Origin of the sequence: Microbacterium sp. 70-16 (assembly GCF_001898315.1) — a bacterium.
Taxonomy (GTDB): domain Bacteria; phylum Actinomycetota; class Actinomycetes; order Actinomycetales; family Microbacteriaceae; genus Microbacterium.
On record NZ_MKTQ01000014.1, the window covers coordinates 223,087 to 246,515 of the forward strand.

At 70.4% G+C, this 23,429-nt stretch carries 26 protein-coding genes; 16 read left to right on the top strand and 10 right to left on the bottom strand.

Annotation, left to right across the window (positions count from 1 at the left end; genetic code table 11):
• A partial coding sequence (locus BGO46_RS06020) for a hypothetical protein (RefSeq protein WP_299985516.1) occupies positions 1 to 430 on the bottom strand: 430 nt, incomplete at its 3' end.
• An 84-nt stretch (positions 431 to 514) separates the two neighbouring features.
• Here BGO46_RS06020 and fabG point away from each other — a divergent pair.
• Positions 515 to 1,225 carry a 3-oxoacyl-ACP reductase FabG gene (gene fabG, locus BGO46_RS06025; protein WP_292677123.1) on the top strand — a complete coding sequence of 237 codons (711 nt, stop codon included), beginning with the start codon at positions 515 to 517 and terminating at the stop codon, positions 1,223 to 1,225.
• A gap of 15 nt (positions 1,226 to 1,240) precedes the next feature.
• On the opposite strand, the gene serB is transcribed toward fabG, so the two are convergent.
• Both serB and glgC read right to left on the bottom strand, forming a co-directional pair.
• A complete protein-coding gene (serB, locus tag BGO46_RS06030; protein WP_292677121.1) occupies positions 1,241 to 1,876 on the bottom strand; it encodes a phosphoserine phosphatase SerB in 636 nt (211 codons plus the stop codon).
• A gap of 25 nt (positions 1,877 to 1,901) precedes the next feature.
• Positions 1,902 to 3,146, bottom strand: a complete 1,245-nt coding sequence (glgC, locus tag BGO46_RS06035) for a glucose-1-phosphate adenylyltransferase (protein WP_292677119.1) — start codon at positions 3,144 to 3,146, stop codon at positions 1,902 to 1,904.
• Positions 3,147 to 3,193: 47 nt separating this feature from the next.
• On the opposite strand from glgC, the gene glgA reads away from it, so the two are divergent.
• The 3 genes from glgA (at position 3,194) to BGO46_RS06050 (ending at position 5,531) form a co-directional block, all read left to right on the top strand.
• A complete protein-coding gene (gene glgA, locus BGO46_RS06040) occupies positions 3,194 to 4,387 on the top strand; it encodes a glycogen synthase (protein WP_292677117.1) in 1,194 nt (397 codons plus the stop codon).
• A 10-nt stretch (positions 4,388 to 4,397) separates the two neighbouring features.
• Positions 4,398 to 5,183, top strand: coding sequence for an ABC transporter ATP-binding protein (locus BGO46_RS06045; protein WP_292677115.1), 786 nt, complete (start codon positions 4,398 to 4,400; stop codon positions 5,181 to 5,183).
• Positions 5,184 to 5,273: 90 nt separating this feature from the next.
• Positions 5,274 to 5,531 (top strand): type B 50S ribosomal protein L31, encoded by a 258-nt coding sequence (locus BGO46_RS06050; protein WP_292677113.1) that lies wholly within the window; start codon positions 5,274 to 5,276, stop codon positions 5,529 to 5,531.
• A 56-nt stretch (positions 5,532 to 5,587) separates the two neighbouring features.
• On the opposite strand, the gene BGO46_RS06055 is transcribed toward BGO46_RS06050, so the two are convergent.
• Complete coding sequence (locus tag BGO46_RS06055) at positions 5,588 to 6,364, bottom strand: 3'-5' exonuclease (RefSeq protein WP_292677111.1); 777 nt, start codon at positions 6,362 to 6,364, stop codon at positions 5,588 to 5,590.
• Between the two features lie 79 nt (positions 6,365 to 6,443).
• Here BGO46_RS06055 and BGO46_RS06060 point away from each other — a divergent pair, with 79 nt between their 5' ends.
• A complete protein-coding gene (locus BGO46_RS06060; protein WP_292897309.1) occupies positions 6,444 to 7,373 on the top strand; it encodes an alpha/beta hydrolase in 930 nt (309 codons plus the stop codon).
• Here BGO46_RS06060 and BGO46_RS06065 read toward each other — a convergent pair.
• Entirely contained in the window at positions 7,333 to 7,893 is a 561-nt protein-coding gene (locus BGO46_RS06065) for a CGNR zinc finger domain-containing protein (protein WP_292897307.1), read from the bottom strand. The genes BGO46_RS06060 and BGO46_RS06065 overlap by 41 nt on opposite strands.
• Before the next feature lie 208 nt (positions 7,894 to 8,101).
• On the opposite strand from BGO46_RS06065, the gene BGO46_RS06070 reads away from it, so the two are divergent.
• Positions 8,102 to 9,034 (top strand): DMT family transporter, encoded by a 933-nt coding sequence (locus BGO46_RS06070; RefSeq protein WP_292677201.1) that lies wholly within the window; start codon positions 8,102 to 8,104, stop codon positions 9,032 to 9,034.
• On the opposite strand, the gene BGO46_RS06075 is transcribed toward BGO46_RS06070, so the two are convergent.
• Complete coding sequence (locus BGO46_RS06075; RefSeq protein WP_292677105.1) at positions 8,982 to 9,455, bottom strand: Lrp/AsnC family transcriptional regulator; 474 nt, start codon at positions 9,453 to 9,455, stop codon at positions 8,982 to 8,984. The genes BGO46_RS06070 and BGO46_RS06075 overlap by 53 nt on opposite strands.
• Before the next feature lie 173 nt (positions 9,456 to 9,628).
• Here BGO46_RS06075 and pdhA point away from each other — a divergent pair, with 173 nt between their 5' ends.
• The 3 genes from pdhA to BGO46_RS06090 are packed head-to-tail and all read left to right on the top strand — an operon-like array spanning position 9,629 to position 13,148.
• Complete coding sequence (gene pdhA, locus BGO46_RS06080) at positions 9,629 to 10,753, top strand: pyruvate dehydrogenase (acetyl-transferring) E1 component subunit alpha (protein WP_292677103.1); 1,125 nt, start codon at positions 9,629 to 9,631, stop codon at positions 10,751 to 10,753.
• On the top strand, positions 10,750 to 11,775 hold the full coding sequence (locus tag BGO46_RS06085; protein WP_292677101.1) for an alpha-ketoacid dehydrogenase subunit beta: 1,026 nt from the start codon (positions 10,750 to 10,752) through the stop codon (positions 11,773 to 11,775). The genes pdhA and BGO46_RS06085 overlap by 4 nt, the downstream gene beginning before the upstream one ends.
• Positions 11,772 to 13,148, top strand: a complete 1,377-nt coding sequence (locus tag BGO46_RS06090; protein ID WP_292677099.1) for a dihydrolipoamide acetyltransferase family protein — start codon at positions 11,772 to 11,774, stop codon at positions 13,146 to 13,148. The genes BGO46_RS06085 and BGO46_RS06090 overlap by 4 nt, the downstream gene beginning before the upstream one ends.
• 23 nt (positions 13,149 to 13,171) lie before the next feature.
• On the opposite strand, the gene BGO46_RS06095 is transcribed toward BGO46_RS06090, so the two are convergent.
• Positions 13,172 to 13,777 carry a TetR/AcrR family transcriptional regulator gene (locus tag BGO46_RS06095; protein WP_292677097.1) on the bottom strand — a complete coding sequence of 202 codons (606 nt, stop codon included), beginning with the start codon at positions 13,775 to 13,777 and terminating at the stop codon, positions 13,172 to 13,174.
• Between the two features lie 127 nt (positions 13,778 to 13,904).
• On the opposite strand from BGO46_RS06095, the gene BGO46_RS06100 reads away from it, so the two are divergent.
• The 3 genes from BGO46_RS06100 to BGO46_RS06110 are packed head-to-tail and all read left to right on the top strand — an operon-like array spanning position 13,905 to position 16,372.
• The gene (locus BGO46_RS06100) at positions 13,905 to 15,074 is read left to right on the top strand and encodes an acyl-CoA dehydrogenase family protein (protein WP_292677095.1); all 1,170 of its coding nucleotides are present in this window, start codon (positions 13,905 to 13,907) and stop codon (positions 15,072 to 15,074) included.
• Between the two features lie 9 nt (positions 15,075 to 15,083).
• Complete coding sequence (locus BGO46_RS06105) at positions 15,084 to 15,560, top strand: MaoC family dehydratase (RefSeq protein ID WP_292677094.1); 477 nt, start codon at positions 15,084 to 15,086, stop codon at positions 15,558 to 15,560.
• A complete protein-coding gene (locus BGO46_RS06110; protein WP_292677092.1) occupies positions 15,557 to 16,372 on the top strand; it encodes a CoA ester lyase in 816 nt (271 codons plus the stop codon). Before BGO46_RS06105 ends, BGO46_RS06110 begins: the two co-directional genes overlap by 4 nt.
• A gap of 10 nt (positions 16,373 to 16,382) precedes the next feature.
• Here the strand turns inward: BGO46_RS06110 and BGO46_RS06115 are convergent, their stop codons facing one another.
• Both BGO46_RS06115 and BGO46_RS06120 read right to left on the bottom strand, forming a co-directional pair.
• Entirely contained in the window at positions 16,383 to 16,988 is a 606-nt protein-coding gene (locus BGO46_RS06115; RefSeq protein ID WP_292677090.1) for a histidine phosphatase family protein, read from the bottom strand.
• A gap of 55 nt (positions 16,989 to 17,043) precedes the next feature.
• Entirely contained in the window at positions 17,044 to 17,895 is an 852-nt protein-coding gene (locus BGO46_RS06120; RefSeq protein WP_292677088.1) for a Sir2 family NAD-dependent protein deacetylase, read from the bottom strand.
• 96 nt (positions 17,896 to 17,991) lie between these two features.
• On the opposite strand from BGO46_RS06120, the gene BGO46_RS06125 reads away from it, so the two are divergent.
• Positions 17,992 to 18,822: an RNA methyltransferase gene (locus BGO46_RS06125; RefSeq protein ID WP_292677086.1), complete on the top strand. Its 831-nt coding sequence runs from the start codon at positions 17,992 to 17,994 to the stop codon at positions 18,820 to 18,822.
• An 18-nt stretch (positions 18,823 to 18,840) separates the two neighbouring features.
• Here BGO46_RS06125 and BGO46_RS06130 read toward each other — a convergent pair whose 3' ends face one another.
• Positions 18,841 to 19,713, bottom strand: coding sequence for an SGNH/GDSL hydrolase family protein (locus tag BGO46_RS06130; protein ID WP_292677084.1), 873 nt, complete (start codon positions 19,711 to 19,713; stop codon positions 18,841 to 18,843).
• Positions 19,714 to 19,794: 81 nt separating this feature from the next.
• Between BGO46_RS06130 and BGO46_RS06135 the strand changes: the two genes are divergently transcribed.
• The 3 genes from BGO46_RS06135 (at position 19,795) to BGO46_RS06145 (ending at position 23,377) form a co-directional block, all read left to right on the top strand.
• Entirely contained in the window at positions 19,795 to 21,681 is a 1,887-nt protein-coding gene (locus BGO46_RS06135; protein WP_292677082.1) for a DEAD/DEAH box helicase, read from the top strand.
• 30 nt (positions 21,682 to 21,711) lie between these two features.
• Complete coding sequence (locus BGO46_RS06140) at positions 21,712 to 22,179, top strand: SRPBCC family protein (RefSeq protein ID WP_292677080.1); 468 nt, start codon at positions 21,712 to 21,714, stop codon at positions 22,177 to 22,179.
• A gap of 127 nt (positions 22,180 to 22,306) precedes the next feature.
• Positions 22,307 to 23,377 (top strand): VIT1/CCC1 family protein, encoded by a 1,071-nt coding sequence (locus BGO46_RS06145; RefSeq protein WP_292677078.1) that lies wholly within the window; start codon positions 22,307 to 22,309, stop codon positions 23,375 to 23,377.
• The last annotated feature ends 52 nt before the right edge of the window (positions 23,378 to 23,429 follow it).

Sequence of the window (23,429 nt, forward strand, 5' to 3'; positions counted from 1 at the left end):
GGCCCAGGGAGATGTGTCCCATGATCGCGCCGGCGATCGAGCCCACGAAGGGCAGCACCCAGATGAACCCGACGATCGAGAGGATCATCGACGCGACCGCGAGTCCGTTCGTCCGCCTCGCCGGTGCGTAGCCGCCGTACCCGTAGGGCATGACGGGCGGGGCCCCGGGCGTGGTCTGCACCGGTTGAGCACCGTACCCGCTCGCGCCGTAGTTCGAGGCGCCGTAGGCCGGCGCACCGTAGGTGGGGGCGCCGTACGTCGGTGCGCCGTAGGTGGGCGCTTCGGCCGCCGGCGGGTAGGGGGTCGTGTCGTACGACAGCGCGGGCGGCGCGACATACGGCGACGCGTCGTAAGCCGGCGGAGCCGGGGGCACGGGCGCAACGGCGTCGCCGGTCTGTCCGGAGTTCTCGGGGGCGTTGGGGTCGGTCACGGGGGGCTCCTCTCGCCGCATATCAGCCTAGTCGGATCGACGCCGCCGACTAGGCTGGTGCGGTCCTCACCAGATCGGAGCACCATGTCCAGCGACAGAGTCGTCCTCGTCACCGGCGGAAACCGCGGCATCGGCCGCGCGATCGCCGAGCGTTTCGTCGCCGCCGGCTACAAGACCGCGGTCACCGCGCGGTCGGGTGAGGGCCCTGCGGGCACACTCACGGTACGTGCCGACGTGACGGATGCCGCGTCGCTGGATGCCGCTTTCACCGAGGTCGAGCAGCAGCTCGGACCCGTCGAGGTCGTCGTCGCGAACGCGGGCATCACGAAGGACACGCTGCTGCTGCGGATGACCGAGGACGACTTCGACTCGGTCGTCGCGACGAACCTTGGTGGCACCTTCCGGGTCGTCAAGCGGGCCTCCAAGGGCATGCTGCGCGCCAAGTGGGGCCGTGTCATCCTCATCTCCAGCGTCGTCGGCCTGTATGGGTCGGCGGGGCAGATCAACTACTCGTCGTCGAAGGCTGCGCTGGTCGGCTTCGCGCGCTCGCTCACGCGCGAGCTCGGCGGCCGCGGCATCACCGCCAACGTCGTGGCCCCCGGTTTCATCGAGACCGACATGACGGCCGAACTGCCCGAGGACACGCAGGCCGAGTACAAGCGCAACATCCCGGCGGGGCGGTTCGCGACGGCCGACGAGGTCGCCGGGGTCGTGACGTGGCTGGCATCCGACGACGCCGCCTACATCTCGGGCGCCGTCATCCCCGTCGACGGCGGCCTCGGGATGGGGCACTGAAGCCTCAGGGAAGTATCAGGGCAGCAGCGGGATGACCTGCCGCAGGTCGACCGGCCCGATCACCATATCGGCCTGAGCGCGCACGGCGGGCTTCGCGTTGAACGCGAGCCCGAGCCCGGCTGCGGCCATCATCTGAAGGTCGTTCGCTCCGTCGCCGATCGCGATGGTGCGCGTCAGCGGGGCGCCCGACGCGGCAGCCCATTCCCGCAGGGCGGATGCCTTGCCCGCGGCATCCACGATCGTTCCGTCGACCTCGCCGGTGAGCGCATCGTCAGCGGCGACGAGCCGGTTGGCCCGCCACATGTCGACGCCGAGGGCGGGCGCGACGGTGTCGAGCACTTCGTGGAAGCCTCCCGACACGACGGCGGTGACGCCGCCGCGCGCGTGGATCGCTTCGATCAGCTCCACGGCGCCGGGCGTCGGCTCGACACGGGCGAGCACGCGGGCGAACGCCGACAGCGGCACACCGCGCAGCGCCTGCACGCGCGAGCGCAGACTCGTCGCGAAGTCGACCTCTCCGCGCATGGCCACCTCGGTCGCGGCGGCGACCTCTGCGCCGCGACCGGCTTCGTCGGCGATGAGCTCGATCACCTCATTGCGCAGCAGCGTGGAGTCGGCATCGAACACGACGAGGAAGCGGGCGTCAGGCACCCGTCCAACCTACCGGCCGCGCCGCTCAGCGCGGGACGCGTGCGTTCTTGCCGACCACCGTGATGCCGCTGTCGGTCACCGTGAACCCGCGCGCGATGTCGAGCGCACGGTCGACGCCCACGGTGGCACCCGGCTCGAGCACGACGTTCTTGTCGAGGATCGCCCGATGCACGCGCGCCCCGGCGCCGACGTCGACGTGGTCGAACAGCACCGAATCGGTGATCGTCGAACCACCCGCCGCGAGGGTCCAGGGGCCGACGACCGACCGCTCCAGATGCGTTCCCGACAGCACCGAGCCCAGCGAGACGATCGAATCGATCGCGTTGCCGATGCGGCCGACGCCGTCGCGGACGAACTTCGCCGGCGGCGAGTTGACCGCCTGCGAGTGGATCGGCCAGTCCATGTTGTACAGGTTGAAGATCGGCAGCGTGGAGATCAGATCCATGTGCGCGTCGAAGAACGAGTCGATCGTGCCCACGTCGCGCCAGTAGTCGCGGTCGCGCACGGTCGATGCGGGCACGTCGTTGCGGATGAAGTCGTAGACGGCGGCCTCGCCGCGTCCGACGAAATAGGGGATGATGTCGCCGCCCATGTCGTGGCTCGAGGTGGGCAGTTCGCCGTCCGTCTCGACGGCTTCGATCAGCGCATCGGTGTCGAAGATGTAATTGCCCATCGAAGCGAGCACTTCGCCGGGGCTGTCCGGTAGCCCCGTCGGGTTCTGCGGCTTCTCGAGGAACTCGCGGATCCGTACGCTGTCGGCCGGGTCGAGGTCGATGACGCCGAACTGGTTCGCCAGTTCGATCGGCTGGCGGATGCCCGCGACCGTCGCCTTGGCGCCGGAGGCGATGTGCGCCTCGAGCATCTGCTCGAAGTCCATGCGGTAGACGTGGTCGGCGCCGATCACGACGACGATGTCGGGCTTCTCATCGTGGATGAGGTTCAGCGACTGCAGGATCGCATCGGCCGAGCCGGAGAACCAGCGCTTGCCGAGTCGCTGTTGCGCAGGGACCGATGCCACGTACGAGTCCAGCAGAGCCGACAGCCGCCAGGTCTGCGAGACGTGGCGGTCGAGACTGTGCGACTTGTACTGCGTCAGAACGACGATCTGGCGCAATCCCGAGTTGATGAGATTGGAGATCGCGAAGTCGATCAGGCGGTATTGTCCGCCGAAGGGCACAGCGGGCTTCGCGCGGTCCTCCGTCAGAGGCATCAGGCGCTTGCCCTCGCCCCCGGCGAGGATGATTCCGAAAACCTTCGGCGCTGCAGGCATGGCACCACACTATGCCCTCCGCGCGGCGTTGTACTAGCGTTCAGGGCATGCGCGTCGACATCGTCACGAAGGAGTATCCGCCGGAGATCTACGGGGGAGCGGGCGTCCATGTGACCGAGCTCGTCAAGGCACTCCGCGAGAGCGTCGACGTCGAGGTGCGCGCCTTCGGCGCCGACCGCGCCGAACCCGCGACGACCTCCTACGACGTGCCGGCGGAACTGGCCACGGCCAACGCCGCCGTGCAGACGCTCGGGGTCGACCTCGAGATCGTCGGCGACGTCGCCGGGGCCGACGTCGTGCACTCGCACACCTGGTACGCGAACTTCGCCGGGCACCTGGCATCCCTGCTGCACGGCATCCCGCACGTCATCACGGCCCACTCGCTCGAGCCGCTGCGGCCGTGGAAGGCCGAGCAGCTCGGCGGTGGGTACGCCGTGTCGAGCTACATCGAGAAGACGGCGTACGAGCACGCGGCGGCGGTCGTCGCGGTCAGCGACGGCATGCGCCGCGACATCCTGCGCAGCTACCCCGACCTCGATCCCGCGAAGGTGCGGGTCATCTACAACGGCATCGACGTCGAGGCGTGGCAGCCGCGCAGCGACGACGCGCTGCTGGAGCGATTCGGCATCGACGCGCACCGCCCGTCCGTCGTCTTCGTCGGGCGCATCACGCGGCAGAAGGGGCTGCCGTACTTCCTGCGCGCGGCGGCGCTTCTGCCTGCCGATGTGCAGATCGTGCTGTGCGCGGGGGCTCCCGACACGCCGCAGATCATGGCTGAGGTCGAGGGACTTGTGCGCGATCTGCAGACCACGCGCGACGGCGTCGTGTGGATCGACGAGTTCCTGCAGCGCGACGAGCTGTGCGCGATCCTGACGTCGGCGACGACGTTCGTGTGCCCGAGCGTGTACGAGCCGCTCGGCATCGTGAACCTCGAGGCCATGGCATGCGGCGCCGCCGTCGTCGGCACGGCGACGGGAGGCATCCCCGAAGTCGTCGTCGACGGTGTCACGGGCCGGCTCGTTCCGATCGAGCAGGTGCAGGACGGCACGGGCACCCCGACCGATCCCGACCGATTCGTCGCCGACCTGGCAGCCACCCTCACCGAGGTCGTGTCCGATCCCGAGCGTGCCAAGGCCTATGGTCAGGCGGGGCGCGAGCGGGCCGCGACGGCGTTCAGCTGGCAGGCGATCGCCGACGCCACGGAGGCTCTCTACCGCGAGGTCACCGCCGACGCCCGATAGGCTGGAGCACATGCCCCAGGTGCTCGAACTCGCCGATGTCGTCGTCCGCCGCAACGCCCGCAACATCGTCGATCGGGTGACCTGGAGCGTCGATGACGATCAGCGCTGGGTGGTCCTCGGGCCCAACGGTGCCGGAAAGACGACGATCCTGCAGTTGGCGGCGACCCTCGTGCATCCGTCCGAAGGCACCGTGACGGTGCTCGACGAACGTCTCGGTCGCACCGATGTCTTCGACCTGCGCCCGCGCATCGGATTCGCCTCGTCGGCGATGGCGCGGCGCGTGCCGCAGGACGAGACGGTGCTCGACGTCGTGCTCACCGCGGCGTTCTCGGTGCTCGGGCGCTGGAACGAGGAGTACGAGCAGATCGACGAGCGTCGCGCGCGCCGAGTGCTGTCGGAATGGAAGCTCGACCACCTCGCCGAGCGCACGTTCGGCACGCTGTCGGACGGCGAGCAGAAGCGGGTGCAGATCGCGCGCGCGGTGATGACCGACCCCGAGGTGCTGCTGCTCGATGAGCCGACGGCGAGTCTCGACCTCGGCGCACGCGAAGAGCTACTCGGCCTGCTCAGCGGATACGCCCAGGCGCCGACGACGCCGGCGATGATCATGGTGACGCACCACGTCGAGGAGATCCCGGTCGGGTTCACCCACGTGCTGCTGCTGCGGGAGGGCGGGATCGTGGCATCCGGCCCGATCGATGAGACCCTGACGGCGCAGAATCTGTCGGACACGTTCGGGATGCCGATCGCCTTGAGCACCGAGGACGGCCGGTTCGCGGCGCGGGCCACCGCCTGATAGAATCGCTCTTTGGTGCATTCTCCCTATGGGATGCGCCGCAGACTTCCCTCGCACTGGCAAAATCCAGCGCATCACGTAAGGAATCCCATGAAGACTGACATCCACCCCGAGTACAAGGCGGTTGTGTTCCGCGACCTCGGTTCCGGCGACACGTTCCTGACCCGTTCGACGGTCACGAGCGACAAGACGATCGAGCTGGACGGTGAGACCTACCCGGTCATCGACGTCGAGATCTCGTCCGCTTCGCACCCGTTCTACACGGGCAAGCAGCGCATCATGGACTCGGCCGGTCGCGTCGAGAAGTTCAACCAGCGCTTCAAGAACTTCGGCGGCTCGTCCAAGTAAGCTTCCGCACCTCGAAAGCCCCGCTTCGGCGGGGCTTTCGTCGTCTGTGGGGTACCTCAGCGAATGGGCCAGCTGCCGTCGATGCGGTCTTCGGGGTCGAGGCGACCGATGCGGATGAAGTAGTCGGTGAGGCTGTCGGCCTGTGTCCGCGCCCAGCCGATCTGCTGTGCGTGCAACTCGGCGACGGGGCCGTTGAGCTCGTAGCGGCGTGCGAGCGCTTGCGCGACGCGGCCCGCGGCGACGGCATCCGCCATCGCGTCGTGGGCACCCTCGAGCGTGACGGCGTAGTGCGCCGCGACGACCTCGAGCGTGCGCTTGCCCTTGCGGAAGCGGTCGTGCGCCTTGTCGAGCACGAGCGGGTCGATCACCGGCGACGGATCGGTGATCGGCGGGATGCCGTGGCGCAGAGCCTCGTACTTGAGCAGCGAGAAGTCGTACGGTGCGTTGTAGGCGACCACGGGGATGCCGGCATCGAAGAGTTCCTGAAGGGCTGCGACGACTTCACCGACCACGTGCGCGGCGGGGCGGCCATGCTCACGTGCATGTGCCGTCGTGATGCCGTGCACGGCCGTCGCGCCCTCGGGAATCTCGACGCCGGGGTCGGCGAGCCAGCCGCGCGACTGCAGCACGGCACCGCCGGGCCCGAGCAGCCCGACGTGCGCCGTGACGACGCGATCGCGCTCGACGTCGACGCCCGTCGTCTCGAGGTCGAACACGCCGACGGCATCCGCCCATGTCGCGGTGGCGACCGGCGCCGCAGCGGCAGCAGACACCTCCGCCTCGGCGGGCTCGGGGTCGTCCTCCCACAGCGGGAGCGGCTGCCAGTTATCCATGCCTTCGACCGTACGGGGAGCCTCCGACAGTCCCGCGGCGCCACGCTGGCTCACAGCGGCAGACTCGTAGACTCGACGGGTGCCTGTGACCTCCCCGTACGCCGCCCGACTCGCCGCGATGCCGGTGGAACGTCACGAGGTCGAGTTGCCCGGCGGGACGACTGCGTACTGGGTCTACGGCGAGCCGGATGCCCCGGTGACCCTCGTCGCGGTCCATGGCTACCGCGGCGAGCACCACGGGCTCGAGCCTGTCGTCGCGTACCTCGACGGCATCCGCGTCATCTCACCCGACCTTCCCGGTTTCGGTGAGACGCCGCCGCTGCGGGCGGCGGGCGCCGCAGAAGCCGACGGCGCGTACGCCGCACACACGATCGAGGCCTACGCCGACTGGCTCACCGGCTTCGTCACCGCGGTCGCGCCCGGGGCGGTGATCCTGGGGCACTCGTTCGGCTCGATCGTCGTGTCGGCTGCCGTCGCGCGCGGGCTACAGACGCCGCGCGTGGTCCTCGTCAACCCGATTGGCGCGCCGGCGCTCGAGGGGCCGCGGGGCATCCTGACGCGACTTGCCGTCTTCTACTACTGGGCAGGGGCGAAGCTGCCTCGGCGCATCGGCGACGGGCTGCTGCGCAACCGCGTCATCGTGCGCGTCATGAGCATTGCGATGGCCAAGACGAAGGACAAGCAGCTGCTCGCCTTCATCCACGATCAGCACGACACCTACTTCTCGCGGTTCGCCGACCGCGACATCCTGCACGAGGGCTTCGTGACGTCGGTCTCCAACGACGTGCGCCGGTTCGCTCCTGAGATCGCCCAGCCGGTGCTGCTGATCGCCGCCGACAAGGACGACATCACCCCGATCGAAGCCGAGCGGCACCTGCAGACGCTGTTCCCGCACGCCGAACTGGTCGAGATCGCCGGCGTCGGGCACCTCATCCACTACGAGAAGCCGCGCGAAGCGGCCTCCGCCATCACACGCTTTCTTCGGCCTTCCGTCGACGGTACGCGATGACGTTCATGCGGTTGCCGCAGTTGCCGGTGTCGCAGTAGCGCTTCGAGCCGTTCTTCGAGAAGTCGACGTAGACGGCGTCGCAGTCGTCCGCGGCACAGATGCGTACGCGGTCCCACTGGTCTGAGCGGATGATGTCGACGAAGGCCATCGCGGCCTCGACGAGCATGCGGACCGAAAGCGCGGCATCCGGCTCGGTCGCGTGGATGTGCCAGTCGAAGGTGTCGTGGATGACGAGCTGGGGGAGGGCCCGCCCGTCGCGCAGCATCGCGTTGACAAGCGGTACCGCGCCGTCGCGATCGACGTTCCACAACTCGCGCAGGCGCGGCCGATTAGCCCGCACCGCAGCGAGTTCTTCGTCGTCGCGGTGGAAGGTGCCGGTGTAGGCGTACTCGTCGAGATAGGCGTCGAAATCGGCCTGCGTGACGAGACGGTCAGCGGCGTCGGGGCCCGTGACGGGGAGGGTGTTCACGAGGGCCGCGGCGGCCCGCAACGACATCTCCGTGTCATGGATGAAGACCACATTGACTCCTGACGTTTCGGGGCGCTACTGTCACCAGTGTAAACAACGGTCGCTCATGACAGCTCGCTGTCCCGTTTCCCGCGAAGGACCGCCGGTGACGCACACCGCTCCGCTTCAGATCGTCGCCCCCGCAGCACTCGCGCCCGCTGCGGCGGCACCCGCTGCGCCCGCGGGCGCTGCGCCCCGCCATCGCACGGCCGGCATCGTCATGGCGGTGTTCTCGGCACTCGCGTTCTCGTCGAGTGGGCCGCTGGTCAAACCGCTGCTCGAGGCCGGCTGGTCGCTGTCGGCGGCCCTCATCATCCGGATGGGGCTCGCCGGTCTCATCCTTTCGCCCGCGTTGGTGGCAGCCATCCGTCGCGAGCACTCCTTCCTGCGCCGGCACTGGCGGTCGCTCGTGGCGTTCGGGCTCATTCCGGTGGCCGGATGCCAGCTGCTGTTCTTCTCGGCGATGCAGCGGATGCCCGTGGCCGTGGCCCTGCTCATCCAGTACCTCGCGCCTGTGCTGCTCGTCGGGTTCGTGTGGCTGCGCACGCGCCGCGCGCCGTCGCGGCTCGTGATCGTCGGCTCGATCGTCGCGATCGTGGGGCTCGTGCTGGTCGTGGACATCTCGGGGGCGCGCTTCGACTTGCTCGGCACGATCCTCGCGCTCGGCGCCGCCGTCACTGTCTGCGTGTACTTCGTCATGAGCGAGCGCACGGGTGACGACCTGCCGCCACTCGCCTTGGCCTCCGGCGGCCTGCTCGTCGGCGCGCTGGCGATGGGCGTGGTCGCCGTCACCGGTGCGATCGGGTTCGCCGCACCCGCCGTGACGGTGACCTTCCGCGGCATCGACGTGCCGGGCATCCTGCCGATCCTCTGGGTCGGCGGTGTCGCGACGACACTCGGCTACGCGCTGGGCGTCATGGCCGTGCCGCGCATCGGCTCGCGCCTGGCATCGTTCATCGGACTCAGCGAAGTGCTCTGCGCGCTCGGCTTCGCGTGGTTGCTGCTGGGCGAGACCCCCGCGCCGATCCAGTTCTTCGGCGGTGCCGTGCTGCTCGTCGGCGTCGTGCTGGTGCGGATGGATGCCGCGCAGGTCGACGCGGTCAGCGTTCCGATCGAGCCGATTCCAGGATCGGTCGCACCCGATAGCCGATGACCTCGCCCATCACCAGTGAGGTCTCGGTGCGCTCGACGCCATCGATAGCCAGGATGCGGCCGTCCACGTCGAACAGGTGTTGCGTGTCGCGCGCGGCGACGCGCACCAGCAGATCGACCTGACCGCTCAGTCCGTGCGCCTGGATGACCTCGGGGATCTCGGCGAGATCGGCCGTGATGCGCGGAATGTCGGCCTGGCGCACGACGACGCTGATCATCGCCTCGATCGGCAGCCCGAGCGCCGCCGGTGACATCGCGCGCTCGAACGACTGGAACACGCCTGACCTCTCCAGCCGCAGCATGCGCGCCTGGACGGTGTTGCGCGAGAGGCCGAGTCGGTCTGCCAGAGCGACGACGGTCGCACGGTGATCGTCGGCGAGCGCACTGAGCAGCTCGAGATCAATGCGGTCGAGGGACGTCATAGTGACCAACCGTAGCAGTGACACGTGGGTTCAGATGCGCAACATGCTCAAGCGCAGCGCGGATGCTTGAGCGAGGTGCGATGTCGACGTACGCTCAAAGCAGTCGGCGACGAGGCCGGCACCGGAAGCGCTGGAGTCCACAAGACCCCGCCGCGCGACCCGAAGGGATGACGATGATGTACACCCTCACGACCCAGACAGCGCACGGCGCCGACACCGGCGAGGTCTCGCGCCTGCTGACTCCCGATGGCGAGCGCGTCGCGGACCCGGTCTTGGACCTCTGGGCGGCGGACCTCGACGTACAGACGCTGCGCACGCTCTACCGCGACATGGCGATCACTCGGCGCATCGATGCCGAGGGTGTCGCGCTGCAGCGCCAGGGGCAGTTGGGTCTGTGGGCCCCCGCGCAGGGCCAGGAGGCGATCCAGGCCGCCAGCGCCCGCGCCTGCCGCGACGACGACTTCCTCTTCCCGAGCTATCGCGAGCTCGGCGTGCTCGTCGTGCGCGGCGCGCGTCCGGCCGACCTCGTCCTCGGTTGGCGCGGCGAGGTGCACGGCACGTTCGATCCGTACGCGCTGAACGTCGCGACGCCGCAGATCATCATCGGTGCGCAGGCGCTGCACGCAACTGGCTACGCCATGGGCATCCAGCGTGATGGCACCGATCAGGTTGCTGTCGCCTACTTCGGCGACGGGGCGACGAGCCAGGGCGACGTGAACGAGGCGATGGTGTTCGCCTCGTCGTTCGGGGCGCCGGTGGTCTTCGTGTGCTCCAACAATCAATGGGCGATCTCTGAGCCCGTGACGGTGCAGTCGCACTTCCCGATCGCCGGTCGCGCACCGGGCTTCGGCATCCCGAGCATCCGCGTCGACGGCAACGACGCGATCGCGTGCGCCGCCGCGATGCGGTGGGCACTCGACCAGGCGCGCTCGGGCCGCGGCCCCGCCTTCATCGAGGCGGTCACCTACCGGATGGGGCCGCACACCACCTCGGATGACCCGACGCGCTACCGCGACAAGGACGAGGTCGAGCTGTGGCGGGGCCGCGACCCGCTCACGCGCCTCGAAGCGCACCTGCGGCACCTCGGCGCCTTCGACGACGCCTTCGCCACCGAGGTCGCAGCCGCCGGCGACGCGTTCGCCGCGGGCATGCGCGAAGCGGCGCTGACCGCGCGCACGCGTCCGGCGATCGAGGTGCTCGACGATGTGTACGCCGAGCCACACTCGGGCATCGATCGGCAGCGCGAGCGATTCGCCGCGTATCTGTCGGGCTTCGACGGCGAGGAGGCGGCGCGATGACCGCCCTCACGATGAGCAAGGCCCTCACCGCGGGGCTTCGCAGTGCTATGACCCGCGACGACCGCGTCGTCGTGATGGGGGAGGACATCGGCAAGCTAGGCGGGGTGTTCCGCATCACCGACGGGCTGCTCGGCGAGTTCGGCCCGCAGCGCGTGATCGACACACCATTGGCCGAATCGGGCATCGTCGGCACCGCCGTGGGCCTTGCGTACCGCGGCTTCCGGCCCGTGGTCGAGATCCAGTTCGACGGCTTCGTGTACCCCGCGTTCGACCAGATCGTGTGTCAGGTCGCGAAGCTGCACTATCGCACGCGCGGCCAGGTGAAGATGCCGATCACGATCCGCATTCCGTGGGCGGGCGGGGTCGGCGCGGCCGAGCACCACTCCGAATCGCCCGAGGCCTACTTCGTGCACACGGCCGGGCTGCGTGTCGTCGCGGTGTCCAATCCGAAGGATGCCTACACCGTGCTGCAGCAGGCGATCGCGTGCGACGATCCGGTTGTCTTCTTCGAGCCCAAGCGGCTCTACCACCACCGCTTCGACGGGGCCGAGGGCGACATCGACCTGTCGGCGGACATCTCCGACGCCCCGCCCATGGGCCTCGCCCGTGTCGTGCGCGAGGGGACCGATGTCACCCTCGTCACGTACGGCGCGCAAGTGCTGACGGCGCTGGATGCCGCGACAGCGGCCGAGGACGACGGCGTCTCGATCGAGGTGATCGACCTGCGCTCGCTCTCGCCCGTCGACTACCGCACGGTCGCGGCGTCGGTCCGCAAGACCGGGCGCGTCGTGGTCACGCACGAAGCCGGCGGTGAGGCCGGGGTCGGCGCCGAAGTGATCGCGAGCATCACGGAGCAGTGCTTCCACTATCTGGAGGCACCGCCGCTGCGGGTGACCGGCCACGACATCCCGTATCCGCCGGCGAAGCTCGAGAAGCACCACATCCCCGACCTCGACCGGATCCTCGACGCGGTCGACCGTGTGCTCGACCGGCCGAACAGCCTGTCGGAGGTGACGCTGTGATGAGCGAGTTCCTGTTGCCTGACCTGGGCGAGGGGCTGCCCGAAGCCGAGCTCGTGCAGTGGCTCGTGGCCGTCGGTGACGAGGTCACGCTCAACCAGCCGATCGCCGAGGTCGAGACGGCGAAGGCGGTCGTCGAACTGCCCTCGCCGTACGCCGGCACGGTGCGGCAACTGCACGCCGCCGCGGGCGACGTCATCGCGGTCGGCGGAGCGCTCATCGCGATCGATGTCGCGGGGGAGTCCGCGGCCCAGCCCGAACCTGTGGCTGCCCCTGAGGCGGCTGCGGCGGCCGCTGAGCTGCCGGCTGCGGATGCCGCGGCCGTGCCGAACCTCGTCGGCTACGGCGCGCAGCCTCGCGCGGCGGGGCGTCCGCAGCGTCGCGCGCGCCACGGGCACGCCAACTCCGGCGCGGCCGCAGACACCGCTGTGCTCGAAGCCGCACCGCACGACGCGGTGGTCGACACGCCCGACGAAGTGCGGCACGAGCGACCGCGGTCGACGCCGCCGGTGCGCCAGCTCGCGAAGCGGCTCGGGGTTGACCTCGCCCTCGTCGAGGCATCCGGCGTCACAGGCGTGATCGGCCGCGACGACGTCGAGCGCTTCGCGGCGCAGCTCTCCAGCGCCACCACGACGGCGCCGGCAGTGGCGCCCACAGTCGCGACGCCGCCCGACGAGCGCGAGACACGCACGCCGATCCGCGGCGTGCGCAAGGCGACGGCCGCGGCGATGGTGCGCAGCGCATTCTCGGCACCGCACGTGACGTGCTTCCTCGACGTCGATGTCACCGAGACGATGCGCCTGATCGCCACGTTGCGGGCCGATCCCCGTCTGCAGGATCACCGCATCGGCCTGCTCGCGGTCGTGGCGAAAGCCGTGTGCCTCGCGCTGCGGGCGGAACCCGTGCTCAACTCGAGTTGGGACGAGGATGCTGGGGAGATCGTCGCGCACCACTATGTCAGCCTCGGGATCGCCGCGGCGACCGAGCGAGGGCTGCTCGTCCCGCACATCTCCGACGCTGACGCACTCAGCCTGCCCGAACTGGCCGAGGCGATCCGCGAGCTGACGAGCACGGTGCGCTCGGGCCGCGCCACGCCCGCGTCGCTGTCTGACGGGACGTTCTCGATCACGAACTTCGGCGTCTTCGGCGTCGATGCCGGCACCCCCATCCTCAATCCGCCCGAAGCGGGCATCCTCGGACTCGGCACCGTGCGGCGCCGTCCGTGGGAGTTCGAGGGCGACATCGCGCTGCGCGAGGTCGTCACGCTGAGCCTGTCGTTCGATCACCGTGTCGTCGACGGCGAGCAGGGCGGCCGATTCCTCGCGACGGTCGGCGACATGCTGCGTGAGCCGGCGCGCGCGCTGCTGCTGGTGTGAGGCGCTGCCCGTCGGGGCACCGGTCAGCGCGCGGTCAGCGCGGCGTAGGCCATGTCGGCGAGGATGTCGTGCACCGTGTCGGCGTGCACGGGGGTGGCGGGTGCGAGCGCACGCACCGAGTACGGCGTCGAGTTGAGCAGTCCGAAGCCCGCATGCGCGCGCACCCGCAGGTCTTCGCGTGGGCGATCGGGGTGCAGGCGGGAGAGCACGCCCACCCACAGGTCGACATACTCGCGCTGCAGGCGGCGGACGCGATGCCGATCCTCATCACCGAGCTGTGCGAGCTCGCCGTCCTGCACGCGGATGACATCGGCATCGGCCAACGCGAACTCGGCATGGAAATCGATGAGCTCACGCAACTGCGCCGCGGGGTCGTGAGTGGTGGCGGTCACCCGCTGGCCACCGGCGAGCAGATCGTCGCTGGCGCGCAGCAGAATCGCACCGAGCAGGGCCCGTTTGCTCGCGAAGTGGCGGTAGACGGCAGGCCCCGTGATGCCAACGGCGGCTCCGAGATCCTCGAGGCTCACGCCGTCGAACCCGTGCGCCGCGAACAGCCGCGCCGCGGCGCGCAGCAGCGCGTCGTGCCGCTCGGCCTTGGCGCGACCGCGCACGGTGGACGTCATTGCCATTCCAGTTAATCCTCGCTAACCTGGAGACACTCGGTTAGGGAACACTAACCCGACGGCGCGCATGCGAGCCAGCGTCGGATGGGTGCTGTGACCGGATCGTGACCGCAACCGCATCGAAGGGGATGCCATGGGCGTGCTGGACCTGTCCGCGTACGAGTTGACGGACGAACACCGGGAACTGGCATCCTTCGTCCGTGCCTTCGCCGACGAGCGCGTGGCGCCGCAGGCCTACGAAGCCGACCGCACGAAGACCCTGCCGCTGGACATCGTCGCCGAGATGGGCGAGATGGGCCTGTTCGGCCTGCCGTTCCCGGAGGATTACGGCGGTCAGGGCGGCGACTACGTCGCGCTGGGGCTTGCGATCGAGGCTCTCGGCCGCGTCGATCAGTCGATCGCCATCACGCTCGAGGCCGGAGTGAGCCTCGGCGCGATGCCGGTGTTCCGGTTCGGCACAGACGAGCAACGCGCGCAGCTGCTGCCCGACCTGCTGGCAGGACGTGCCCTCGCCGGCTTCGGTCTCACCGAACCGGAAGCGGGGTCGGATGCCGGTGGCACCCGCACGACGGCGCGCCGCGACGGCGACGACTGGGTCATCAACGGCGCGAAGCAGTTCATCACGAACTCAGGCACGGCGATCACACGATTCGTGACCGTGACCGCCGTGACGGGGGAGCGGGACGGTCGCAAGGAAATCTCCACGATCATCGTGCCCGCCGGCACGCCGGGCTTCACGGTGGGCCCCGCGTACGACAAAGTCGGCTGGCACGCGTCCGACACCCACCCGCTGACCTTCACGGATGCCCGGGTTCCCGCGGCGAACCTGCTGGGCGAGCGTGGACGCGGGTACGCGAACTTCCTCAGCATCCTCGACGAGGGGCGGGTCGCGATCGCGGCGCTGTCGACGGGCGCCGCGGAGGGATGCCTGGAAGCGGCCGTCGACTATGCACAGACCCGCCAGGTGTTCGGCAACCGGCTCGGGTCGCGGCAGGCGATCCAATTCATGCTCGCGCGTATGCAGCTGCGCGTCCACAATGCGCGGCTCGCGTGGCTGCACGCCGCACGACTGCACGACGCGGGGCAGCCGTTCGGCACGGCGGCGTCGATCGCGAAGCTGACGGCATCGGATGCCGCGATGGACAACGCACGCGATGCGACGCAGATCTTCGGCGGCAACGGCTTCATGAACGAGTACCCGGTCGCGCGGCACTATCGCGACGCGAAGATCCTGGAGATCGGTGAGGGCACGACGGAAGTGCAGCTGCTCGTCATCGCACGTGCGCTGGGCCTGGCGGGATAGCGTGGGGTCATGACAGAGATCGTCGAGCGGGGCCTCTACGTCGAGGAGTTCGAGGTCGGTGCGCGCTACGTGCACCGACCGGGTCGCACCGTGACCGAGGCCGACAACGTCGTGTTCTCGGCGCTCACGATGAACACCCAGGCGCTGCACCTCGATGCCGCGTTCTCGGCGTCGCAGCCGTTCGGCCAGCGGCTGATGAACTCGATGTGGACGCTCGCGACGATGGTCGGCGCGTCGGTGCAGCAGCTCACGCAGGGAACGCTCGTCGCGCAGCTCGGGCTATCGGACATCACCTTCCCGCACCCGCTGTTCCACGGCGACACGCTCTACACCGAGACCACGATCGAGTCGGTGCGGCCTTCGAACTCGCGCCCCGGGCAGGGCATCGTGACGATGCGCCACACCGGTCGCAATCAGGACGGCGAGATCGTCGCCCACGCCACGCGCGCGCTACTGATGTGGTGCGCGCCGAAGGAGCAATCGTGAGCTTTGACCTCGGGCCCGCGCTGCTGTTCTGCCCCGCCGACCGGCCCGACCGTTACGCCACCGCGCTGCAGCGAGCGGATGCCGTCATCCTCGACCTCGAGGACGCCGTCGCGCCCTCCCGGCGCGCCGCGGCGCGCGGTGCGCTGATCGACGCGGAACTCGACCCGGCCCGCGTGATCGTGCGCGTCAACCCCGTCGGCACGCCCGATTTCGAAGCCGACCTGGCGACGCTGTCGCAGACCGACCTGCGGCTCGTGATGGTCGCCAAGGCCGAATCGCCGAAGCGCATCGCCCGCATCGATCCGCGCTTCTCCGTCATCGCGCTGTGTGAGACGGCGCGCGGCGTCGTCGCGTGCGAGAAGATCGCCGCGCTGGACAACGTCACCGCCCTCATGTGGGGCGCCGATGACCTCGTCGCCTCGCTCGGCGGTACCGCGAGCCGCCGTCCCGGGGCGGGTGCGGGCTACCGCGATGTCGCCCGATACGCCCGCGCACGCGTGCTGCTCGCGGCGGGCGCTCGGCGCATCGCCGCGATCGACGCCGTGCACCTCGACATCGCCGACGAGCGCGGCCTGCGCGCCGAGGCCGAGGATGCTGCGGCGAGCGGCTTCGCGGCATCCGCCTGCATCCACCCGCGTCAGGTCGAGACGATCCGCGCGGCGTACCGACCCGATGATGAGACGGTGCGCTGGGCGCGCGGAGTGCTGGCTGCCGCCGAGAGCGAGGGCGGCGTCTTCGCGTTCGAGGGTCGGATGATCGACGAGCCGCTGCTGCGCCAGGCGCGCACGGCGCTCGCGCGCGCTGCGCGCTGAGCCGGCGGGGTCAGCCGATCGGGACGGCGGCGTAGGAGAGCACGCCGATGCGGTCGCGTTCGACGAGGAACGTGTGCGTCGAGGCGTTCGCGAGTCGTTCCCCCGGACGCGGCAAGGTGTCACCGCTCGCGTGCCGCAGCAACTGCCCGATGAGGGCACCGTGCGAGACCGCGATCACCGGGACATCCTGCGGGGCGTGCAGACGCCGGGCGTCCCGCACGACACGGCGGGCGGCGCCCAGCGCACGCGTGCGCAGGTGCTCGGGCGTCTCGGCGCCCTCGACGATCACGCGGTCCCAGTCGCCGAAGCGCTCGTGGTACTCGGTGATGGTGAGTCCCTCCGCGATGCCGTAGGCGCGCTCACGCAGCTGCGGATACGTGCGCTGCAGCTCGACGCCGAGCGCGCCGGCGATGATCTCCGCGGTCTCGCGTGCCCGTGCCAGGTCGCTGGCGACCACGACGGGGCGGACGCCGGCGAACTGCGCGGCGAGCGTCGCGGCGGTCTCTTGCGCTTGGGCACGGCCCGTGTCGTTGAGCGGGATGTCGGTGGACCCCTGAATGCGGTGGGCCGCGTTCCAGTCGGTCTCGCCGTGTCGTACAAGCAGGAGGGTCGTCACGCTACGAGCCTACGCGGCCGCGAGAGGCCCGCCGCCCGGGTCAGACCAGCGCGGGTCAGGCCAGACCGGGCAGCACCGTGGCGAAGTGCTGCAGCACCTCGGTCGTGCCGGCATCGATCTTGACCGTCGCACGCGCATCACCGCGCGTCTCACCACGGTTGACGATCACGACCGGAAGGCGGCGCCGCCGGGCACGCTCGAGCAAGCGGATGCCGGAGTTGACGACGAGCGACGAGCCGGCGATCACGAGCGCATCGCTTGCCCCGAGCAGCTGCTCGGCCTCGCGGAACTTCGTCATCGGGATGTACTCGCCGAAGAACACGACGTCGGGCTTGAGCATGCCGCCGCAGACGCTGCACGCGGGGATCACGAAGGCATCGCTCGAGGCGGGCAGCACGTCGCCGTCGGGGCCGAGCTCGACGGCATCCGGCACCGTGAGCCACGGGTTGTCGCGCTCAACACGCTCGGCGAGGTCGCGCCGATCGAAGACCTGCCCGCAGTGCGTGCACAGCACGCGCCGCATCGTGCCGTGCAGTTCGACGACGCGGCGGCTGCCCGCGCGCACATGCAGCCCGTCGACGTTCTGCGTCACGACGCCCGTCGCGATGCCGTCCCGCTCGAGGGCCGCGAGCGCTTCGTGGCCACCGTTCGGCTGCGCGGCGGCGAAGGCCCGCCAGCCGAGGTGGCTGCCCACCCAGTAGCGGCGGCGCGCCGCTTCGCTGCCGAGGAACTGCTGCACCGTCATGGGCGTGCGCACGGGGGCACCCTTGCCGCGGTAGTCGGGGATGCCCGAATCTGTCGACATCCCGGCGCCAGTCAGCACCGCGATGCGGCGCCCCGCGAGTGCCTCCACGGCGTGCCCGATCGAGGTCGCGGTCTGCGCATCGAACTCCAGCACCGTGGTCATGGCACCCCCTCGCGCCTGCAGACTACGCCCGTTGGTTTTCCGGGATGTTACAAGCGCCCCGCGAAGTGCGATGACGGCCCGTGACACGATGGATCGATGCAGACGCCCGCCGGATCCGACGCACGCCTCGTGCGCATCGACGACCCCGCCGATCCGCGCCTCGCGGACTACCGTGACCTCACCGATGTCGCGCTGCGTCGGCGCACCGAGCCGGCGCAAGGGCTCTACATCGCCGAGTCGGCGAAGGTCATCGCGCGGGCCGTGGCCGCGGGCCACCGCCCGCGGTCGGTTCTCGTGCAGGAGAAGTGGCTCGCGGATGCAGAGGCGCTCACGGAGGATGCCCCGATCTACATCGTGACGGATGCCGTCGCCGAGCAGCTCACCGGCTATGTCGTGCACCGCGGGGCTCTCGCCGCGATGCAACGGCCGGTGCTGCGGTCGGTCGCCGATACGGTCGCGGGCGCGCGGCTCGTGCTGGTGCTCGAGGACATCGTCGACCACACCAACGTCGGTGCGGCGTTCCGCGCAGCGGCGGGACTCGGGGCGGATGCCGTGCTCGTGACGCCGCGCTGCGCAGATCCGCTGTACCGCCGCAGCGTGCGGGTGAGCATGGGTACGGTCTTCCAGGTGCCGTGGACGCGGCTGCCGGAAGACGCGGACGGCAGCTGGACGTCCGCGCGCGAAGCGCTGCGCGAAGCGGGGCTGCACGTGGCGGCGCTCGCGTTGGCCGATGACGCGGTGCCGCTCGACGTGTTCGCCGCGGCCCGACCCGCGCAGGTCGCGCTCGTGCTCGGCGCGGAAGGGGACGGCCTGTCGGCGCGCGCGCTGGCATCCGCCGACACCATCGTCACGATCCCGATGGCCGGGGGAGTGGACTCGCTCAACGTCGCGTCGGCCGCCGCCGTCGCGATGTGGGCGCTGCGCTGACTTCAGGCCGGCTGGCGCTCAGACGGGCTGACCGGGGCCCGCTGTGCGGTCCCTCGCGGGTGCCTCGGTGACCACGGGCAGCGCATCGGGCCGCTTCGCGGTGACGTGGTCGCCGGAGGACTGGTGCCGCAGACGCCGCAGCACCCACGGCACGAGGTGGGCGCGCGCCCACGTGAGGTCGCCGATCCGGGCCTCGCGCCACGTGAGCGTCGGCAGCGGGTCGGGCTGCATCGGCTGCAGATCGTTCGGGACGTTGAGGGCGCGCAGCACCATGCGGGCGACCTCGTGGTGGCCGAGCGCGTTGTAGTGCAGGCGGTCGTCGTCGAAGAAGCGCGGGTCCTGCACCTCTTTGAGGGCCCACTGATCGGCGACGATACAGTCATAGCGGTCGGCGATCGCGCGGATGTTCTCGTTGTAGATCGCGACGCGGCCGCGGATGCCGCGGAAGACGGGCGTGAAGTCGGTGTCGATGCCCGTGAACACGACGACCGTCGCACCCTGCGAGCCGAGGCGTGCGACGGCATCCTCGAACTGCGCCGCGACGGCGTCGGGGTCGCCACCCGGGCGGATCACGTCGTTGCCGCCCGCCGAGAACGTGATGAGGTCGGGGTTGAGCGCGAGGGCAGGCTCGACCTGGTCGGCCACGATCTGGCCGATAAGCTTGCCGCGCACCGCGAGGTTCGCGTACGCGAAGTCGTCCACCTGTGCGCCGAGGACCTCCGCGACGCGGTCGGCCCACCCACGGTGGCCGTCCTCGGTGCCCGGGATCGGGTCGCCGATTCCCTCCGTGAACGAATCGCCGATCGACACCATGCGACGCCACGGGTGCGCGCTCTCGTTCGGGACGTACGGCGAGCGGTGCTCGTCCGGGGTGGACTCGTTCTTGCGCATGGCATCCTCCTGACGTGTGACCCTCACCGAGGCTACCGGGCTGGGCGGACATGTCGGCGGGGTCGTTTAGGGTGGTCAGTCGTGAACGAGGAACAGGACGGTGAGTTGCAGGAGCATTTCGGCAGCTTCGCCGCCGAGCACCTGTCGCCCTCGTTCCCGCAGCGGGCGCCGTGGGGAACCGCGCAGAACCTGCGTGCGTGGCAGGCCGAAGCACTCGAGGCGTACTTCGGTGCCGACGGGCCGGACGGCGAGGGCAAGGGCCCCCGGGACTTCCTCGCGGCGGCGACCCCGGGCGCCGGCAAGACGACGTTCGCGCTCCGCCTCGCCTCCGAATTGCTGCGCCGTGGCGTCGTCGAGCGCATCGTCGTCGTCGCGCCGACCGAACACCTGAAGACGCAGTGGGCGGATGCCGCGGCACGCGTCGGCATCCGGCTCGATCCGCGGTTCAGCAACCGGCAGCACACGCACGCCCGGCAGTACCACGGCGTCGCTGTCACGTATGCGCAGGTCGCGGTCAAGGCATCCGTGCACCGTCGCCTGGTCGAGGAGAAGCGCACGCTCGTGATCCTCGATGAGGTGCACCACGGTGGCGACGCGCTGAGCTGGGGTGACGCCCTGCGCGAGTCGTACGGCCGCGCGACGCGGCGGCTGCTGCTGAGCGGCACGCCGTTCCGCAGCGACACCGCTCCGATCCCGTTCGTCGAGTACCACCCGAACGAGAAGGGCATTCGCCTCTCCCGCACGGACTACGACTACGGGTACGGGCGTGCTCTCGCCGACGGTGTCGTGCGGCCCGTGCTGTTCCTCGTGTACGCCGGCAAGATGCGCTGGCGCACGAAGGCCGGCGACGAGTACGAAGCGCACCTCGGTCAGGACAACACGAAGGACATCACGGCGCAGGCGTGGCGCACCGCCCTCGACCCCGAGGGAGACTGGATCCCCGCTGTGCTGCGCAGCGCCGACCGCCGACTCACCGAGGTGCGTCAGGATGTGCCGGATGCCGGGGGCCTCGTCATCGCGACCGATCAGACGGCGGCGCGCGCGTACGCCGCGATCCTGCGCGAGATCACCGGAGAGATGCCCGCGGTCGTGCTGTCGGACGACAAGGCCGCGTCGGGGCGGATCGAGACGTTCGCCCAGTCGACGACCCGGTGGATGGTGGCCGTCCGCATGGTGTCCGAGGGCGTCGACGTGCCGCGCCTCGCCGTCGGGGTGTATGCGACGAGCGCGTCGACGCCGCTGTTCTTCGCACAGGCGATCGGCCGCTTCGTGCGCGCGCGGCGGCGCGGTGAAGCGGCATCCGTCTTCTTGCCCAACGTGCCCGTGCTGCTGGGACTCGCCGGTGAGATGGAGCGCCAGCGCGATCACGCCCTCGACCGTGAGAGCGGCGACGACGACGGCTTGGAAGACACGTTGCTCGCCGAAGCCGAGCGTGAAGAGAAGGCCTCCGACGAGCTCGAGCAGGAGTTCTCGTACCAGGCCCTCGGCTCGGTCGCGCACTTCGACCGGGTACTGTTCGACGGCCGCGAATTCGGTCAGCTGGCGGTACCGGGCACGCCCGAAGAGGAGGAGTTCCTGGGGCTGCCGGGACTGCTTGAACCCGAGCACGTGCACGAGCTGCTCATGCAGCGCCAGGCGCGGCAGAGTCGGCACCGGCGGGTGCGCGAAGCGCGCGAGGGCGTCGGTGACGCTGTTGTAGGGGCGGCGGGCCTGGGATCGCCGGCGTCGGGCGCGCCGGAGGCCGGGGGAGTCGACCCAGGCCTGCCGCCCGCGCTGCACCGCACCCTGCGCGAGCAGCGTCAGCTGCTGAACAGCCTCGTCGGGCTTTACGCGCGACAGAGCGGTGAGCCGCACGGCTCCGTGCACGCCGATCTGCGCCGCATCTGCGGAGGCCCCGAAGTCGCGCGCGCGACCGTCGCGCAACTGCAGGCGCGCATCGAGGTGCTCCGCCGCCGCGTGCACTCCTGAGGCGCCGCCGCGCGGCGTACACTCGCGGCCATGCGGCACGCGTACGCCTTCACGTCGCGGTGGCACATCGCCGCGACGCGCGAGCAGTGCTGGGCGGGGTTGGCGGATGCCCTGCACACCGGGCCGATCTCGTGGTGGCCAGCCGTGCGGGTTGCCACGGCGCCCGCAGAGATCACGCCGGGCGCGGTGGTGGTGCTCGAGGTGCGCAGCCCCCTCGGCTACCGCCTGCGCGTGCGGCTGACCATCGTCGCTGTCGATCCGCCGACGCGGCTCGAGGCGACCAGTTCGGGTGATCTCGCAGGCATTGGCATCCTCACCCTCACCGACGTCCCCGGCGCCACGACGCTCACCTGGACGTGGCAGGTCGAAGTCCGCCGCCGTTGGATGCGCGCCACCGGCGCCGTGCTGCGTCCCGCGTTCGCAGCCGCCCACCGGGCTGTCATGCGCCGCGGCGAGCAGGGCTTCGCGGCATACGTCGCGGCGGCCGCACCGGCGTAGCCGAGGCATCCGGCAGACGCCTGTTCGGATGCCCGAAATGCTGGCAATCCCGCGCTTTCGGCCGGCGCAGCGGTGGGCCGTGGGTAACGTGTCTGCGTACTGAGGAGGCACGGTGGAGCAGACCGCCATGAACGAACCGACGGCCGCCGACCGGCGTCGCTGGGCACGCTATCTCGTCGAGGAGCGTGCCGAGGCGCGGGTCTATCGCGAGCTGGCGGGTCGCCGCGACGGCGAAGAGCGCGATATCCTGCTCGCCCTCGCCGAGGCCGAAGGGCGGCACGAGGCGCACTGGCTCGACCTGCTCGGCGCCGAGCCGCAGCGCCTGCCGGCGCCGAGCGTCGGCTCGCGCGCGCTCGGCTGGATGGCCCGCCGCTTCGGGTCGATCTTCGTACTCGCCCTCGCCCAGAACGCCGAAGGTCGCTCACCCTACGCGGACGATCCGCATGCGACCGCCCAGATGGCCGCCGACGAGCGCGTGCACCGCGAAGTCGTGCGCGGACTCGCCGCGCGGGGGCGCCGGCGCCTGTCGGGCACCTTCCGCGCGGCCGTCTTCGGCGCGAACGACGGACTGGTGTCGAACCTCGCGCTCGTGATGGGCATCGGCGCGACCGGTGTCGCCCCGCAGTTCGTGCTGTTCAGCGGCATCGCGGGGTTGCTCGCCGGCGCACTGTCGATGGGGGCGGGGGAGTACGTTTCGGTGCGCTCACAGCGCGAACTGCTGGATGCCACCGAGCCGAGCGACTACGCCGATGCGGTGCTACCCGACCTTGACCTCAATGCCAACGAACTCGCGCTCGTCTACCGCACGCGTGGCATGAGCGAGGCGGATGCCGCGGTGCGGGCTCGCCGCGTCATCGAGGCATCCCATCGGTCTGAACCCGCCCCGATCACGGGGCCGATCGAGGCGAGCGGCGCCGACCACGAGGTCGTGGGCAGCGCCGTCGGTGCGGCGACGTCGAGCTTCCTGTTCTTCGCGTCGGGCGCGATCATTCCCGTGCTGCCGTGGATCTTCGGGCTCAGCGGCATCGCCGCGGTCGTAGTCGCGCTCACGCTCGTCGGCCTCGCGCTGCTCGCGACCGGGGCGATGGTCGGACTGCTCTCGGGTGCGCCGCCGCTGCGCCGGGGACTGCGCCAGCTCGCGATCGGCTTCGGCGCGGCCGCGGTGACCTACGTGCTCGGGCTGCTGTTCCAGGTGTGAGCGGCGACGCCGCACGCCCGGGCCACGATTCCTTCTTCCGCGCCGGACGTGG

Coding starts and splice junctions, on each gene's coding strand:
- fabG (WP_292677123.1), top strand. CDS start 515: ATGTCCAGCGACAGAGTCGTCCTCGTCACCGGCGGAAACCGCGGCATC.
- glgC (WP_292677119.1), bottom strand. CDS start 3,146: ATGCCTGCAGCGCCGAAGGTTTTCGGAATCATCCTCGCCGGGGGCGAG.
- glgA (WP_292677117.1), top strand. CDS start 3,194: ATGCGCGTCGACATCGTCACGAAGGAGTATCCGCCGGAGATCTACGGG.
- BGO46_RS06045 (WP_292677115.1), top strand. CDS start 4,398: ATGCCCCAGGTGCTCGAACTCGCCGATGTCGTCGTCCGCCGCAACGCC.
- BGO46_RS06050 (WP_292677113.1), top strand. CDS start 5,274: ATGAAGACTGACATCCACCCCGAGTACAAGGCGGTTGTGTTCCGCGAC.
- BGO46_RS06055 (WP_292677111.1), bottom strand. CDS start 6,364: ATGGATAACTGGCAGCCGCTCCCGCTGTGGGAGGACGACCCCGAGCCC.
- BGO46_RS06070 (WP_292677201.1), top strand. CDS start 8,102: ATGGCGGTGTTCTCGGCACTCGCGTTCTCGTCGAGTGGGCCGCTGGTC.
- BGO46_RS06075 (WP_292677105.1), bottom strand. CDS start 9,455: ATGACGTCCCTCGACCGCATTGATCTCGAGCTGCTCAGTGCGCTCGCC.
- pdhA (WP_292677103.1), top strand. CDS start 9,629: ATGATGTACACCCTCACGACCCAGACAGCGCACGGCGCCGACACCGGC.
- BGO46_RS06085 (WP_292677101.1), top strand. CDS start 10,750: ATGACCGCCCTCACGATGAGCAAGGCCCTCACCGCGGGGCTTCGCAGT.
- BGO46_RS06095 (WP_292677097.1), bottom strand. CDS start 13,777: ATGGCAATGACGTCCACCGTGCGCGGTCGCGCCAAGGCCGAGCGGCAC.
- BGO46_RS06100 (WP_292677095.1), top strand. CDS start 13,905: ATGGGCGTGCTGGACCTGTCCGCGTACGAGTTGACGGACGAACACCGG.
- BGO46_RS06105 (WP_292677094.1), top strand. CDS start 15,084: ATGACAGAGATCGTCGAGCGGGGCCTCTACGTCGAGGAGTTCGAGGTC.
- BGO46_RS06120 (WP_292677088.1), bottom strand. CDS start 17,895: ATGACCACGGTGCTGGAGTTCGATGCGCAGACCGCGACCTCGATCGGG.
- BGO46_RS06125 (WP_292677086.1), top strand. CDS start 17,992: ATGCAGACGCCCGCCGGATCCGACGCACGCCTCGTGCGCATCGACGAC.
- BGO46_RS06130 (WP_292677084.1), bottom strand. CDS start 19,713: ATGCGCAAGAACGAGTCCACCCCGGACGAGCACCGCTCGCCGTACGTC.
- BGO46_RS06140 (WP_292677080.1), top strand. CDS start 21,712: ATGCGGCACGCGTACGCCTTCACGTCGCGGTGGCACATCGCCGCGACG.
- BGO46_RS06145 (WP_292677078.1), top strand. CDS start 22,307: ATGAACGAACCGACGGCCGCCGACCGGCGTCGCTGGGCACGCTATCTC.